A 14,995-nucleotide genomic window follows, 5' to 3' on the forward strand; every position below is an offset into this window, starting at 1 on the left:
CCTCGCCGAGTTCGTGCAGCGCGGGTGGATCCGCCTCGAGGCCCGTGCCGTCGTCATTCTCGACATGCCGCGCCTGCGCCAGCGCTCCCGCTGACCCGTTTCGGGTGCAGAAACTCAACGGCCGGCGCCTCCCCCGCGGAAGGCGCCGGCCGTCGTCGTCAGTTGGCGTACCCGAAACGGTCAGGGGTGGGGAACAGCGCTGAGGGCCGCCGTCGCGGGAGCCGAAGTCGGCGCCTCGACGCGGAGCCACAGCCTCCCGTCCTCCTCTTCGAGATGCGCCTGATAGGTATGCGTCGAACGCTTCAGGTTCAGGTAGGCGATGCAGCCCTTGGCCTTCGCGATCTTCTCGAGGATGATCTCGCTCGCGGGGACGAGGAGCTCCGCGAGGGGCATTCCCTTCGTGTCCTCCTCGCCGATCCGGTCCCCAAGCTCGGATGTCTCCCGGTGGGCAAGGAGTCGCGCGGGAAGGACCCATTCGCCCCACACACCCTTGCTCGGCAGGAGCATGGGGGTCTGGCCCTCGGGCAGGGTCGCCGCGAAGTACCGCGTATCGAAGCGACGGTGCGCGAAGTCGGGCGAGATCCAGTGGACGAGTGGCCGGAGGAGGTCTGTGCGAAGGCCGAGACCGCGTTTGGACATCAGCTCGCCGAAGCCGATCTCCTCGTTCGAGACGGCTTCCCGAGCGCGCGTCCACTCGGCGGTGCCAGTGCCCTCGACGACCGTCGTGGCGTCCGTGCCCGCGAGCAGGACACCCGTCTCCTCGAAAAGCTCGCGGATGGCAGCAACGACGTGGGCGCGGGCGATCGAGAAGTCGTCGACGCCGAGCATCTCGGCCCACTGCCCAACGGACGGACCGAACCAGTCGAACGTGTCGTGGTCGGCGTTCTGGACGGATCCTCCGGGAAAGGCGACGGTTCCCAGCGGAGAATTCCCGGGCCGGTAGTCGAGCCACGTCTCGGTGCCCTCGGCCGAATCCCGGACGAGGACGACGGAGGACGCGAGCCGTGCGCTCCGACGAGGACGGTCCGCCTCGTCGAGCCAGCTGCGCGCCGCTCCTTGGTGCCGCTTCGGAACGACGAAGCGACGGCTATGCGAACTCTGCAATCAGTTCCACCTCAACAGGGGCGTCGAGCGGCAGGACCGCGACGCCGACGGCGGAACGGGCGTGAGCGCCCGCCTCGCCGAATACCTTGCCCAGGAGCTCGGAGGCGCCGTTGACGACGCCCGGCTGCCCGGTGAACGACGGATCGGAAGCAACGAAGCCGACGACCTTGACGATACGGGTCACACGGTCGAGGTCGCCGATCTGCGCCTTGACGGCTGCCAGGGCGTTGATGATGCACAGTTCCGCGTACTTCTTCGCGTCCTCTGCACTCACCGCTGCACCGACCTTGCCGGTGGCCGGCAGCTCGCCCTTGACGAAGGGGAGCTGGCCGGAAGTGTAGACAAACCCGCCGGCGACGGCGGCGGGCACGTACGCGGCCACGGGTGCCGCGACCTCGGGGAGGCTCAGACCGAGATCGGCGAGCCGACGTTCGACGGCGCCAGCCGCACCTTCCGCGGTGCCCTCGGCGGCCGTTGCCTGCATTTCGCTCACGCCTGCTTCTCCCTCTTCATGTAGGCCACAAGTCCGTTTCCGCCAGGCCCGGGGACGACTTGGACGAGCTCCCAGCCGTCCTCTCCCCACTGGTCGAGAATCTGCTTTGTCGCGTGGACGATCAGCGGTACGGTGGCGTACTCCCACGTGGTCATAAGGTCCAGCGTAATCGGTCCCGGTAGACTGCCCTACATGGCGTCTGGCAAGAATCCGCTCTTCGACACTGCCACAACGCTCGGCAAGATCATCGCTTTCCTTGGTGTCAGCGCGATCTGCGGAGTGCTCGTGGCGGGCCTTATGGTGCCCGCCGCGGCCGTGACGGGGAGCGCAGCAAACGGTTCGGTGCAGTTCTTCGACAGCCTTCCGAGCGAACTGACCGTGACCCCTCCGGGACAGGTGACGAAGGTCCTCGCGGCCGACGGCTCGCAGATCGCGACGCTGTTCGCCGAGAATCGGACGCAGGTGCCGCTCGACCAGATGTCTCCCAACATCAAGAACGCCATTGTGGCTATCGAGGACTACCGGTTCTACGAGCACGGCGGCGTCGATCCAACGGGCATCCTCCGCGCGCTGGTCTCGAACGCGCGAGGGAACAAGCAGGGCGCCTCGACGCTCACCCAGCAGTATGTGACGAATGTCATCAATGAGAACCTCGTCTCGCAGGGCAAGGACGCCGAGGTGGTCCTCAACGGCCAGAAGGGCGTCGGCGACAAGCTGCGGGAAATGAAGCTCGCCATCGCCCTCGAGAAGCAGTACTCGAAGGACCAGATCCTTCAGGGCTACCTCAACATCGTCTTCTTCAACACGAACGCATACGGCATCCAAGCGGCGAGCCAGTACTTCTTCTCGGTTGACGCGAAGGACCTCACGCTTCCACAGGCGGCGCTGCTCGCCGGCCTCGTGAACAGCCCGTCCTACTACGACCCGATCGCGCACCCGGACAACTCGATCAAGCGCCGGAACCTCGTGCTCGACTCGATGCTCGAGCACGGCTACATCAACAAGCAGCAGCACGACGACGCCGTCAACACCCCGATCCAGCTCAAGGTGAGCCCGCCGAAGCAGGGCTGCCAGTACGCGGGGCAGGCGCAGTACTTCTGCGACTACGTGGTGCACCAGATCGAGAACGATCCCGCGTTCGGCGCGGACAAGGACGCGCGGGACCAGAAGCTCACGCGCGGCGGCCTCACGATCAAGACCACGCTCGACACCCGCATGCAGGGCCCGGCCCAGGAACAGGTCGACGCGACGGCCGGCGCCAATCCGGACAAATGGGGCGCCTCACTCGTGACGATTGAGCCCGGAACCGGCAAGGTCCTGGCGATGGCCCAGAACACCCGTATGCTCCCGGGCCAAGGCAAGGACTTCGTCACCTCCTACAACTTCAACGTCGACAGAACGGACCCCAACGGGAACGACCTCGGCGGCGCGGGGGGCATGCAGCCCGGTTCGACAATGAAACCGGTGACGCTCGCGGCGTGGCTCAACGAGGGCAAGCCGACCAACCAGATCGTCAACGCGGCCCAACGCCGCTATCCAGCCAATTACCCGTGGAAGTCCACGTGTGGCAAGGTCAACGGCTTCTACGACTCCACCGTGTCCGGTTCGGATGACCTGCAGAACGACGAACCGGGCTGGTACCGGCCCATGTCGGTCCGCGAGGGCATCTACCAGTCGATCAACACCGCCACTTTTGCCTCAGCGGCAGGCCTGAACGACTTCTGCGACATCCAGCGCGCGGCAGATGCGCTCGGCATGCACGACGGCGAGGGCAAGGGCGAGAAGCTCGACCTCTCGACTCTCGGCAACCTCCTCGGCGGCATGAACGTCGCGCCGATGACCATGGCGAACGCGTTTGCGACCTTCGCGAGCAACGGCACCTACTGCACGCCGATGTCCATCACGGAGGTCACCGACGTCCAAGGCAAGAAGATCGGCGGCCAGGCTCCGACCTGCCAGCAGGGGGCGATCAAGCCGGACGTGGCCAAGGCTGTGACAAACGTGCTCCAGGATGTGCTCACCAAGGGCTCGGGCTACAACATCAAGGACAACAGCGGGCAGACCATCAAGCTCGGCGTCCCCGACGCCGCAAAGACCGGTACGAACCAGTACAACAGCCAGACGTGGGTGGTGGGCTACACCCGCGGCCTCGCGACGGCCTCGTTCTTCGGCGAGGCGCTGAATGACCCGAGCTCGCGCATCGGCCGCGGCGTGACGGTCAACGGGAAGTACTACACGAGCGTTGACGGTGCGTTCATCGCCGGACCGCAGTGGGCGTTCTACATGCAGAAGGTGCTCGGCCTGTACGACCACGGCGACTTCGATGCCCCGCCGCAGAACCTCATTGGCGGGTCGGCACCGCAGACGCAGACGCGCAGCAGCAGCTCGACGACGGGCGGCACGACCAGCCAGCAGAGCCAGCCGAACCAGACCGTGCCTCTGCCGTCCAACTTCCCGCAGCCGACCATGCCGGCGCTCACCCTCCCGGGCAACTTCCCAGGGAATGGGAACGGCAACGGAAACGGAAAGGGCTGATGGCAGCCCTTGGAGGGCCCGCCCCCTCCTCGGGGCGGGCCCTTGCCCGTGCAGCTCAGCGGACGACGGCGGCCCTCGCCCGGGCGGGCAAGCGGACTGCGCTGTTGGCCGGCATGGCGGCCTCGGCAGGTGTCGCGGCAGCGGCCTACGGCTGGTGGGAGAAGGAGCAGTTCGGTCTCCGTGAGGAGCGCGTTCCGATCCTGCCGCCCGGTTCCGCGCCGCTGCGGGTGCTGCACTTGAGCGACATCCACTTCGTCCCGGGTCAGGCGAAGAAGGCCCGCTGGCTCGGGGAACTGGCGAGTCTCAATCCGGACCTCGTCGTCAACACGGGCGACAACCTCAGCCACGTTGACGCGGTCGGACCCCTGCTCGAAGCGCTCACCCCCCTCCTGGCCTTCCCCGGCGTCTACGTTCCGGGCTCGAACGACTACTACGCGCCCATCGCCCGGAACCCCGCGACGTACCTGCTCGGACCGTCGAACCGACGCCCCCTCCCGGAGCGGATCGAGCTCGACTGGCGTGGCCTCTTCGCGGGCTTCGGCGCGGCCGGCTGGATCGATCTCACGAATCGCTCCCAGTCGCTCGCGTTCAATGGGACGCGCTTCGACTTCTCCGGCGTGGACGATCCGCACCTCAAGCGCGAGCGCTACGCGGACTGGCCGCGTGGGGCCTCGGGCCACGACGGCAAGCCGCACGTCAAGGTGGCCGTCATCCACGCCCCGTACCAGCGCGTGCTCGATCACTTCACGCGCGCGGGGGCCAACCTGATCCTTGCGGGCCACACCCACGGCGGCCAGATCTGCCTCCCTGGCTACGGCGCGCTGGTCTCCAACTGCGACCTCCCGACGTGGCGCGCGAGGGGCCTCACGGGCTGGGAGCATGACGGCCATTGGGTGCCGCTCAACGTGTCCGGCGGCATCGGAACGTCGCGCTTCGCACCCGTCCGCATCGCGTGCCGTCCGGAAGCCGTGCTGCTCACGCTGACAGCACGGCGGTAATCGGCGCCGGGATCCCCTGCATCCTCGCCGAACTCCCCGGGTTTGACCTTCGACCCGCCGCGAGTCCTCCAAGAACAACGGCGAGTCGCGTCGCCGTCGCCCTTAATCCTGGGGAACCCGGCAGAAAAGCTGGGGAGCCCGGCACCAGCTGACCCTCACAGCCGCATGGCGTAGGGTAGTTGCCGCAGCTAACTACTTCTAGCCGGAGGTGCACGCACCGGCATGCCCGTCAAGGCCCCCGCCCGAGAGCAGATTCCCTTCCGCCGCAGCCTTGCACGGCTCGCGCCAGAGGCCCGGCGCATCATCCCGCGGCTCGTCGCGGGCCTGGGCGTGGGGCTTTCCGCCTCAGTGCTCGCCGTCCTCGTGCCGCAGGTGTTCCGTGCCATCATCGACACCCTGCTCCGCGCGGGCGCCACGCCCGCCGCCGTGGTGAGTGCCGCCGTCGTCGTCCTCATCATGGGGGTGCTCGAGGCGCTGCTCACCTTCCTGCGTCGCATCTTCGTGCTCGACCCCGCGACGAATGTCGAGGCCTCGCTCCGCGTCACGCTGTACCGGCACTTGCAGCTGCTGCCGGTCTCGTTCCACGACCGCTGGGGCTCGGGCCAGCTGCTCTCGCGCGCCATGACAGACCTCAACATGCTGCGCCGCTGGCTCGCGTTCGGGGCGATCTACCTGGTCATCTCCATCACCACAGTGATCGTGGGCATCGCCATGCTGTTCACCATCTCATGGCAGCTCGCGCTCATCTTCCTCGCTGCGGCCGTTCCGATCAGCGTCTACAGCTTCCGCTTCCGCCGCCAGTTCGTGGCCGCGTCCCGCCGAAGCCAGGACCAGGCCGGCGACCTCGCGACGGCGGTGGAGGAGTCGGTGCACGGCATCCGGGTGCTCAAGGCGTTCGGGCGGAGCCGGGAGGCGCTCGAGAACTTCACGCTGCAGGCCGAGGAGCTCCGAGCCACGGAGGTCACGAAGGCCCGCCACCTCGCAGTGTTCAGCATGGTCGTGACGCTGCTGCCCGAGCTAGCCCTCGGGACGGGCCTCATGGTCGGGCTCTGGCTCGCCGCAACGAACCAGATCACCGTGGGTGCCCTCGCCGCGTTCTTCGCCACGGCGGCGGCGGTCGCGAATCCGGTCGAGATGTCGGGCGCGCTCGTGGGCATGGCCCTCACCGCGAAGACCGCGATTGACCGGCACTACGAGGTCAGGGACGAGCCGGTATCGATTGCGGATCCCGAGGAGCCGCGGCACCTCCCCATGCCCCGCGGGGCGCTCGCCTTCCGCGGTGTCCGCTTCGCCTACGAACCTTCGCGCTTGCGCAAAACCGAAGGCAAGGACGACGTCGTCCGCCCCGTTCTCCGGGACATCGACCTTGAGCTCGTTCCCGGCGAGACGATGGCCCTGGTTGGCCTGACAGGCTCGGGGAAGAGCACGCTCCTGCAGCTGGTTCCCCGCCTGTATGAGGCGAGCGGCGGCTCGGTCCAGATCGACGGTGTGGACGTCCGCAGCCTCGCGCTCTCGGACCTGCGCCGGATCGTCTCCGTCGCGTTCGAGGACACGACGCTCTTCTCGACCTCCGTCCGGGACAACGTTCTGCTCGGCGCCTCGACCCGTGAGGGGCCAGAAGCCGAGGCTCTCCTCGAGGAGGCCCTCGAGGTGGCGCAGGCCCACTTCGCCTATTCGCTGCCAGAGGGAGTCGACACCCGGATCGGCGAGGAAGGCCTGAGCCTCTCCGGAGGGCAGCGGCAGCGCGTCGCCCTGGCCCGCGCGATCGCGGCCAAACCCGCGGTCCTGGTCCTCGACGATCCACTTTCGGCGCTCGACGTCGCGACCGAGGAACGCGTCGAGGCGCGCCTCCGGCAGGTGCTCGCCGAGACCACAACGCTCATCGTCGCCCACCGCCCCTCCACCGTTGCCCTCGCCGACCGCGTGGCGCTCCTGCGGGACGGCGTCATCGATGACGTGGGCACCCACTCCGAGCTCCTCGCACGGAATGCGCACTACCGCTACGTCATCGCAAGCCTCGACACCGGCCCGCGGGACCTCGACTCGGAGCTCGAGGCCGGCGGCCTGGACGATCTGGAGGAGGCACGATGAGCCACGCTCCCCGCACCGAGGGAGGCACCACCCGCTTGGGCGCGCCCGAAGCGCACGCCGAGGACGACGTCGTCCTCTCCCGCGAGGAATCGCGCACGGTCCGCCGCCGGTCTCTCCGGCTCCTCGCCGAGCTCATCCGCCCGGTGCGGGTGCGATTCTGGGCAACGCTGGGGATGGTCGTCGTCTCACAGGCCACGAAGGCGGCCGGGCCGGCGATCATCGCCCTCGGCGTCGACCGGGCCCTGCCCGCGCTCCTGCACGGCGATTCGACGCTCGTCTGGCTCACCGGCGCCGCCTACCTCGCGGCGGCGCTGACGACGGCGGGCCTCACCGCCGGCTATGTGACCTCCACGGCGAAGCTCAGCCAAGCGATGCTGCTGGACCTACGGGTGCGCGTCTTCCGGCACACCCAGCGCCTCAGCCTCGACTTCCACGAGCACTACACCTCGGGTCGCATCATCAGCCGCCAGACCTCGGATCTGGAAGCACTGCGAGAACTGCTCGATTCGGGGGTCAGCTCGCTCGTCTCCGGCATTCTCTTCATGCTGTTCACTGCGGCCACCGTGTTCCTGCTCGACTGGCCGTCCGGGTTCATCATGCTCGCGGCGGCCGTGCCGATGTTCGTCCTCGCGCGCTGGTACCAGAAGCGGTCGCAGGTGGCCTACCGTGCCTCCCGGGTCGCCTCGGCGCGCCTGATCGTGCACTTCGTGGAGACGATGACCGGCATCCGTGCCGTGAAGGCCTTCCGCAAGGAAGCCGAGAACAACGAGGTGTTCGGCGGCCTTGCGGAGGACTACCGCAAGGTCACAGCCCGCTCGATCCAGCTCAACGGCATCCTGCAGCCGGGACTCGTGCTCATCGGGAACGTGACGGTCTCGGTCGTGCTCCTCGTCGCCGGCCTGCGCGTGCTCAACGGAACGCTCGCCGTCGGCGTGCTCCTGGCCCTCGTCCTGTCGGTGAAGCGCTTCTACCAGCCGGTGGCGGACATGGCGATGTTCTACAACTCCTTCCAGAGCGCCCAGGCGGCGCTCGAGAAGGTCTCGGGACTGCTCGAGGAGGTCCCCACGGTGGTTCCGCCGCGTGACCCCACACCGCTCCCGGACCCTCACGGCGAGGTCCGCTTTGATCGCGTGGAGTTCGGCTACGGCGAGGGGCCCGTGGTCCTCCCGGAGTTCAGCCTGGACATTCCCGCCGGCCAGACGGTCGCGCTTGTGGGGGCAACCGGCGCTGGGAAATCGACCCTCGCCAAGCTCAGCGCGCGCTTCTACGACGTCACCTCGGGCGCCGTGATGCTCGACGGCGTGGACCTCCGCCGCCTCTCGACGCCCGACCTCCGGCGCGCCGTCGTCATGGTCACCCAGGAGGCGTTCCTGTTCAGCGGCTCGGTGGCCGACAACATCGCACTGGGACGCCCGACGGCGACCCGGAGCGAGATCGAGGCGGCGGCCAAGGCGGTGGGCGCCCACGAGTTCATCTCGGCGCTCCCCGAGGGGTACGACACCGACGTCAACAAACGCGGCGGGCGCGTCTCGGCGGGGCAGCGACAGCTCATCTCCTTCGCCCGGGCGTTCCTCGCGGCGCCTGCGGTGCTCATTCTCGACGAGGCGACCTCGTCGCTCGACATCCCGTCGGAGCGGCTCGTCCAGACTGGCCTCGCGAAGCTGCTCGCTCAGCGCGGCCGGACGGCGATCATCATCGCGCACCGGCTCTCCACCGTGGAGATCGCGGATCGGGTCCTCGTGATGGACGGCGGCCGCATCGTCGAGGACGGGACTCCCGAGGACCTCATCAGGGGCGGCGGGCGGTTCGCGGCGCTGCACGGGGCGTGGCGCGAGTCGCTGGTCTGATTTCACGTCAGGGGCCTGAATCGGGTACTCTGGATGAGTTGCTTCGGGGATCTGGTCCACGAATGGCAGCGGATCGGGATGTAGCGCAGCTTGGTAGCGCGCTTCGTTCGGGACGAAGAGGTCGCAGGTTCAAATCCTGTCATCCCGACCAGAGAGCCACGGAAACTCAAGGGTTTCCGTGGCTTTTCAGTTGGTGAGAGTTGATCCGGTCATCAAAAACCCATCACTTTGAGCTCCATACGGCGCCTCTGCGCCGCTGCGCTCCGACAGACGCCTGGTTGCTCTGGTCGCTTCCGGTTCCTGTGGGTGGGCGCGGCGCACCTGTCCGCCCTGGATGTGCCACGCGGCATTCTCGGAACTCCTTTGTCTCAGATCCGCATGCCCGAGCCGGGACCTCACGCTCACTCCGCGCGAGCGCATCGTGATGCGCCGCGAACTCGAGCACGCCCACGCGAGCGGCAATGAGGAGCTCGCGCTGGCCATCGAGAAGGAATATCGCTACGACGGCGTGGAGACGTGCGCCGTCGACGGGATGTGCCAGACGGCATGTCCCGTGCTGATCAACACAGGCGACCTCGTCCGCCGCCTGCGCTCCGAGGGGCAGCCGGCCGTGGGCCAGGCGATGTGGAGGGTGGCAGCGAAAGGCTGGGGTCCAGTGACCCGCGCCGGCGGCGCCGCGCTGTGGCTTGCCAAGGCGGTCCCGGCGAAGCTCCCGGAGCTGGCTACGCGGGCAGCGCGATCGGTCCTCGGGTCGGAAGCCGTTCCGCTCTACTCACCCGAGCTGCCCGGCGGCGGTGTGCAGCGTGCACCGATCGATGCTTCGAGTCCCGAAGCGATCTACCTCCCCAGCTGCACCAACGCCATGTTCGGCCCCGTCGGCGACGACGCCGTCACCGAGTCATTCCTGCGCCTCTGCGGACGCGCGGGCCTTGCCGTGCCCACACCCGACGGCGTGGAGTCGCTCTGCTGCGGAACACCCTGGAAGTCCAAGGGACTCACCTCCGGCTACGAGGCGATGTCGCAGCGTGTCGTCGAGGCAGTCTTACAGGCCACTGATCACGGAAGGCTTCCTTTGGTGTGCGACGCTTCATCCTGCACAGAGGCACTACACATCATGCTCAAAGCGCCGGGCATCCGGGTCCTCGACGCGGTGCAGTTCGTCGACGAGCAGGTCCTGCCGAGGCTTCCCGAGGCAAGGCAGGTCGAGTCGCTCACCCTCCACCCGACCTGCTCTTCCACCCGCATCGGCGCCAATCCAGCGCTCCTCCGCGTGGCAGAGGCCGCAGCGAAGAACGTGGCAATCCCTGACGAGTGGGGGTGCTGCGCCTTCGCCGGGGATCGGGGCATGCTGCACCCCGAGCTGACGGCGAGTGCGACCGCGGCGGAAGCGGCCGAGGTCAACGGGCTCGGCAGCACCGCCCACGCCTCGCTCAACCGCACCTGTGAGCTCGGAATGACCCGGGCCACCGGCCACCAGTATCGGCACATCCTCCAAGTAATCGACGAGACGCTCGGCTGAGTCGGTTTTCGCGACGGCCTGCCTAAGGCGTAAAAGCGAAGTCACGTGCGCCGCCTCCCCACGTCCACCGCGACTGCTCAAGGGCCCGGCGTGAGCGATCGCGTGCTCTCGCCCCCGCTCGGGGCCAAGCAATCTTGGCCCCCGGTTTCAGCGGCTAGGCGTGCCGCCAACCCGGGACAGGTCTCGCCGGAGGCGGTTGGGCTGAGGCCGCGCCCGGACAGTGAGGGACTTTGAGGACCCCAGTGCTGCTGCTGGCCGCGGTCATTTCACCATGTCACAAGTGCTATTGACGGAGTATTCCACTTGTGCCATCCTGTTGGTGATGCACCTCACAGCCACTGAAGCGAGAGAGCAATGAAGCTGGAACACCTCCTCTTGGGCGTCCTGTCGGCACACCCCAGTACGGGCTACGACCTCAAGAAGTACCTCGACACCCATGGCCGCTTCCTGCGCTCCAACACGCAGATGAGCCAGGTCTACCGATCGCTAGCGACGATGGAGAAGCAGGGCTGGATCACCCACACCGTCGACCCGCGGCCCGGCGCACAGGACGCGAAGACGTACCGGGTCACCGAGGAAGGCGCCACGGTGTTCCTCGACTGGCTCACGGGGCCGTACCAGCCGCCGTCACGCTTCCAGGACCCTGAGCTGGGCGCTCGCCTGAGCTTTGCGGGATTCATGAGCGCGGAACAGGTGCTGCGCCTCCTCGACGTCGAGATCGAGACGCGTCAGGCGGAGATCGCCCGCTATCGCTACCGCGACCGCCGCGAGAATTGGGCGCCGACCATCGCGTTCGACGTCGAACTCGCGGAATCGATCGGCGAACGCCTGCACTTCATGGGCGCCTCCGCCATCGACGCCCACGTGGCCGCCCTGATCGAACTCCGCAAAGACCTCCTCGACGGCAAGCTCTCCTCCCGCTCGCTGACAGCCCTCCCCGAGAGTCTCGTCGCAGACGAGACCCGCTGACTACCACTCCCCGGAAGGACCCTCATGCGGGCCATCATCCTCATGTTCGACAGCCTGAACCGTCACATGCTGTCGCCCTACGCCGACACGCTTGTGGACGCGCCGAACTTCGCGCGGCTGGCCTCGAAGGCAGTGACGTTCGAGAACTTCTACGCCGGCTCGATGCCGTGCATGCCTGCCCGGCGGGAGATGCACACCGGCCGCTACAACTTCCTGCACCGCAGCTGGGGCCCGCTCGAGCCGTTCGACGACTCCATGCCGGAGATGCTCAAGAAGGCCGGTATCCACACGCATCTGGTCTCCGACCACCCGCACTATTGGGAGGACGGCGGCGCGACCTATCACCCGCGCTACACGACCTGGGAGTTCTTCCGCGGTCAGGAGGGCGATCCGTGGAAGGGCGTCGTCCAACCGCACGTCGAGGGCGGCGGCGACTGGCGGGCGGGCATGAAGCGCCAGGATCTGGTCAACCGCTCCTATATGCCGACTGAGGCCGAGCATTCCCAGACCCTCACGGTCGATGCCGGCATACACTTCATCGACACCAACCAGGCCGCCGACCAGTGGATGCTGCAGATCGAGCTCTTCGACCCGCACGAGCCGTTCTTCACCCACGAGGCCTACAAGGCGATGTACCCGCACGAGTACGAGGGTCCCGAGTTCGACTGGCCCGGGTACCAGCGTGTGACCGAGCCCCAGGAGCAGGTCGATCACGCCCGCTACGAGTACGCGGCTCTGGTCTCGATGTGCGACAAGTCCCTCGGCCGGGTCCTGGACGCGATGGACGAGCACGACATGTGGAAGGACACCCTCCTGCTGGTCAACACCGATCACGGCTTCCTCCTGGGCGAGCACGGCTGGTGGGCCAAGTCCGTCCAGCCCTGGTTCAACGAGCTCGTCCACCTGCCGATGTTCCTGTGGGATCCGCGCACCGGGGGTCGCGACACCCGCCGTGGCGCGCTCGCCCAGACCATCGACATTGCCCCGACCATGCTCAAGTACTTCGAGCTCGAGCCGACGCCCGACATGCAGGGCCGGGACCTCGCCGTCGTCCTCGAAGACGACACCAAGGTGCGCGAAGCCGCCCTGTTCGGCATCCACGGCGGCCATGTGAACGTCACCGACGGACGCTATGTGTACATGCGCGCTGCCGTCGACGCCTCCAACACCCCGCTCGAGGACTTCACCCTCATGCCCACCCACATGCGCTCCCGCTTCGCCGTCAAGGAGCTCGAAGCCTGGGAGCCCGCCGAGCCGTTCACCTTCACCAAGGGCCTGCGGACCATGAAGGTGCACACCAAGTCACTCATGAACCCGTGGTCCCACGGCACCTTGCTCTTCGACCTCGAGACAGACCCGCGGCAGGAGCACCCCTTGGAGGACGACGACGTCGAACTCCGCATGGTGCGCCTGCTCGCCGAGCTGATGCACGCCTCGGATGCCCCGGCCAGCCAATTCGCGCGGCTGGGACTCCCCGTCGACACCCTGCCCACCGAAGAGCACCTTCTGGTGCGCCGTCAGGCCGAGCGCGCCGCTGCAGCGCTCGAGCTGCTGCCGCCGCTGGCCCACTTCCACGCCGGCGGCTCGGTCCTGGAGATCCCGATCCTCGAACTCCTCCAAGACCCCGACCGCCGCACCGTCATCGAGCGGCACCTGCCTCATCTCGTGGCGACCGAGCTGGTCAACATCCCCGCCCAGCTCACGCTCTACCAGATCGCCCGCGTCACCCCGATCCCGCTGGCGACGCTGCGCGCCCTCGCCGAAGAACTCGCACCCGTCCCAGCCCTTTAAACCTTCCCCTGCCAACGCAGACAGGACACGAACATGGACGTTCAGACCAACACCCCGCAATCTGCCCCCGCCGAAGGCGAGGCCCAAGCCCGCCACGTGCCCCACCGCTGGCGCAACCTCATCGTCCTCACGGGCGTGAGCGTCGTAGACAATACTGAATCCGGGCTCACGTCGACGATCTTCCCCTCGATCGCCCACGCCCTGAAACTCAACAGCGGGCACCTCGGCCTGCTGGCCGCAATCGGCAAGATCGTCGCCGTCCCCGCGGGCCCGGCCTGGACGTGGCTCGGCGCGCGGATCGGACGGCGCAACACGCTCGTGCTGATCACGCTCGTCGGGGGCGTATTCGGGGCGCTGGCCGGCTTCGCCCAAGACTTCACGCAGCTGTTGATCTTCAACGGGCTCATGTCGGCAGCGATGGTGGGCGGGGTACCGATCTCGAACGCCATCATCGCGGACTCGTTCGACGACGTGAACCGCGGCAAGGCCGTCGGCTACTTCTACGGCTTCATCAGCCTCATCAGCTCGTTCGTCGGGCCGCTCATCGCTCTGTTCACCGGGCTCACGGATGGCTGGCGCTACGGCATGTGGACGATCGGCGGCATCTGCATCCTGGCCGGCCTCATCGTCGCCGCGCTCTACAAGGATCCGGGCGTGGGGGCAGCGGAGAAGCAGCTCGCAGACCTGTCCGAGAGCAAACGCCATCTCTCACGCGTCACCGTCAAGTCCGTCGCCTCGATCATGAAGGTTCCGACGTTCTCGATCATGATGCTCTCCCGGCTCCTCTCCGGGCACCTGCTGATCAACATCTTCGGCATCCAGTTCCTCGTCACCGTGCACCACTTCAACAACGCGGTGGCCGCGACCGTCCTCGTGCCCTTCGGCCTTGCCTACTTCGCCGGCACCGTGGGAGGCGGGTGGTTCCTGAAGTTCCTCGACCGCGTGTGGCCGCACAAGGGCCGCGTCGCCTACATCCAGGGCGCTCAGGTGTTCTTCGCGGTCGTCGCGTTCCTCGGCACCCAGTTCAACTACACCAGCATCGCCATCTACGCTGTCTTCTGGGCTCTCATGGGCTTCGGCCAAGGCGTCAACCCGCCCGTGAACCGCTCGATCGTGGCGGCGGTCATCCTTCCCGAGCTGCGCGGACAGGGGTTCGCAATCTGGCTCACGATCTTCGAAACGATCGGCTGGGCGCTCTTCTCGCTCGGCGCAGGCGCCCTCGCAGAGACTCTCGGTCTCACCGGAGTGTTCCTGTGGATCATGGTGGTCCTCATGCTCGTCAACGCAGCGGTCCTCACTGGCCTCTACTTCTGCTACGGACGCGACGTGGCCCGCGTGAATGACATGCTCGAGCTCCGGCGCCAGGAAGCGCTGGGACTGAAGTAACGGGTCCGCGTCGCGCTCAGTCCCTCTTCGCCACCTCCCGCTCGCCCTCCCGTTGCGCCGTCAGATCCACAAGGTTCATCACCCGCAAATCTGACGGCGCAACGAACAGAAAGGCCACCGTGAAGCAGCCGAATATCGTCTGGATCTCGACGCACGACATCAACCCCGATCTGGGGTGCTATGCGGGGGTGTGGCCGGGGGCGGAGTACGCGGTGACGCCGAACCTGGACCGGCTCGCGGCCGAGGGGGCCCGCTTCGATGC

At 67.4% G+C, this 14,995-nt stretch carries 11 protein-coding genes, 1 tRNA gene and 1 pseudogene; 10 read left to right on the forward strand and 3 right to left on the reverse strand.

Features of this window, described 5'->3' with window-relative positions:
- A pseudogene (locus ACTHL9_RS11455) lies at positions 1-94 on the forward strand (Crp/Fnr family transcriptional regulator); the annotation flags it as partial.
- An 86-nt stretch (positions 95-180) separates the two neighbouring features.
- On the opposite strand, the gene ACTHL9_RS11460 reads toward ACTHL9_RS11455, so the two are convergent.
- Genes ACTHL9_RS11460 through ACTHL9_RS11470 form a run of 3 tightly spaced genes read right to left on the reverse strand, consistent with a single transcriptional unit; the run spans position 181 to position 1,752 of the window.
- Complete coding sequence (locus ACTHL9_RS11460) at positions 181-1,104, reverse strand: NUDIX hydrolase (protein ID WP_440519193.1); 924 nt, start codon at positions 1,102-1,104, stop codon at positions 181-183.
- Positions 1,088-1,588, reverse strand: coding sequence for a RidA family protein (locus ACTHL9_RS11465; protein ID WP_440519203.1), 501 nt, complete (start codon positions 1,586-1,588; stop codon positions 1,088-1,090). Before ACTHL9_RS11465 ends, ACTHL9_RS11460 begins: the two co-directional genes overlap by 17 nt.
- Positions 1,589-1,593: 5 nt before the next feature.
- A complete protein-coding gene (locus tag ACTHL9_RS11470) occupies positions 1,594-1,752 on the reverse strand; it encodes a DUF4177 domain-containing protein (protein WP_138414528.1) in 159 nt (52 codons plus the stop codon).
- A 37-nt stretch (positions 1,753-1,789) separates the two neighbouring features.
- Here ACTHL9_RS11470 and ACTHL9_RS11475 point away from each other — a divergent pair, with 37 nt between their 5' ends.
- The 9 genes from ACTHL9_RS11475 (at position 1,790) to ACTHL9_RS11515 (ending at position 14,733) form a co-directional block, all read left to right on the forward strand.
- Positions 1,790-4,132, forward strand: a complete 2,343-nt coding sequence (locus tag ACTHL9_RS11475; RefSeq protein ID WP_440519194.1) for a transglycosylase domain-containing protein — start codon at positions 1,790-1,792, stop codon at positions 4,130-4,132.
- 113 nt (positions 4,133-4,245) lie between these two features.
- Positions 4,246-5,130, forward strand: coding sequence for a metallophosphoesterase (locus ACTHL9_RS11480; RefSeq protein WP_440519204.1), 885 nt, complete (start codon positions 4,246-4,248; stop codon positions 5,128-5,130).
- Between the two features lie 222 nt (positions 5,131-5,352).
- Entirely contained in the window at positions 5,353-7,221 is a 1,869-nt protein-coding gene (locus ACTHL9_RS11485; protein WP_440519196.1) for an ABC transporter ATP-binding protein, read from the forward strand.
- A complete protein-coding gene (locus ACTHL9_RS11490; RefSeq protein ID WP_440519197.1) occupies positions 7,218-9,068 on the forward strand; it encodes an ABC transporter ATP-binding protein in 1,851 nt (616 codons plus the stop codon). The genes ACTHL9_RS11485 and ACTHL9_RS11490 overlap by 4 nt, the downstream gene beginning before the upstream one ends.
- Positions 9,069-9,142: 74 nt before the next feature.
- Positions 9,143-9,219, forward strand: a tRNA-Pro gene (locus ACTHL9_RS11495).
- Positions 9,220-9,492: 273 nt separating this feature from the next.
- Positions 9,493-10,587 carry a (Fe-S)-binding protein gene (locus ACTHL9_RS11500; protein ID WP_440519198.1) on the forward strand — a complete coding sequence of 365 codons (1,095 nt, stop codon included), beginning with the start codon at positions 9,493-9,495 and terminating at the stop codon, positions 10,585-10,587.
- A gap of 354 nt (positions 10,588-10,941) precedes the next feature.
- Positions 10,942-11,556 carry a PadR family transcriptional regulator gene (locus ACTHL9_RS11505; RefSeq protein WP_440519199.1) on the forward strand — a complete coding sequence of 205 codons (615 nt, stop codon included), beginning with the start codon at positions 10,942-10,944 and terminating at the stop codon, positions 11,554-11,556.
- 24 nt (positions 11,557-11,580) lie between these two features.
- Positions 11,581-13,347, forward strand: coding sequence for a sulfatase (locus ACTHL9_RS11510; RefSeq protein WP_440519201.1), 1,767 nt, complete (start codon positions 11,581-11,583; stop codon positions 13,345-13,347).
- Between the two features lie 33 nt (positions 13,348-13,380).
- A complete protein-coding gene (locus ACTHL9_RS11515) occupies positions 13,381-14,733 on the forward strand; it encodes an MFS transporter (protein ID WP_440519202.1) in 1,353 nt (450 codons plus the stop codon).
- Positions 14,734-14,995: the final 262 nt, after the last annotated feature.

This window comes from Sinomonas sp., assembly GCF_051955515.1.
Lineage (GTDB): Bacteria > Actinomycetota > Actinomycetes > Actinomycetales > Micrococcaceae > Sinomonas.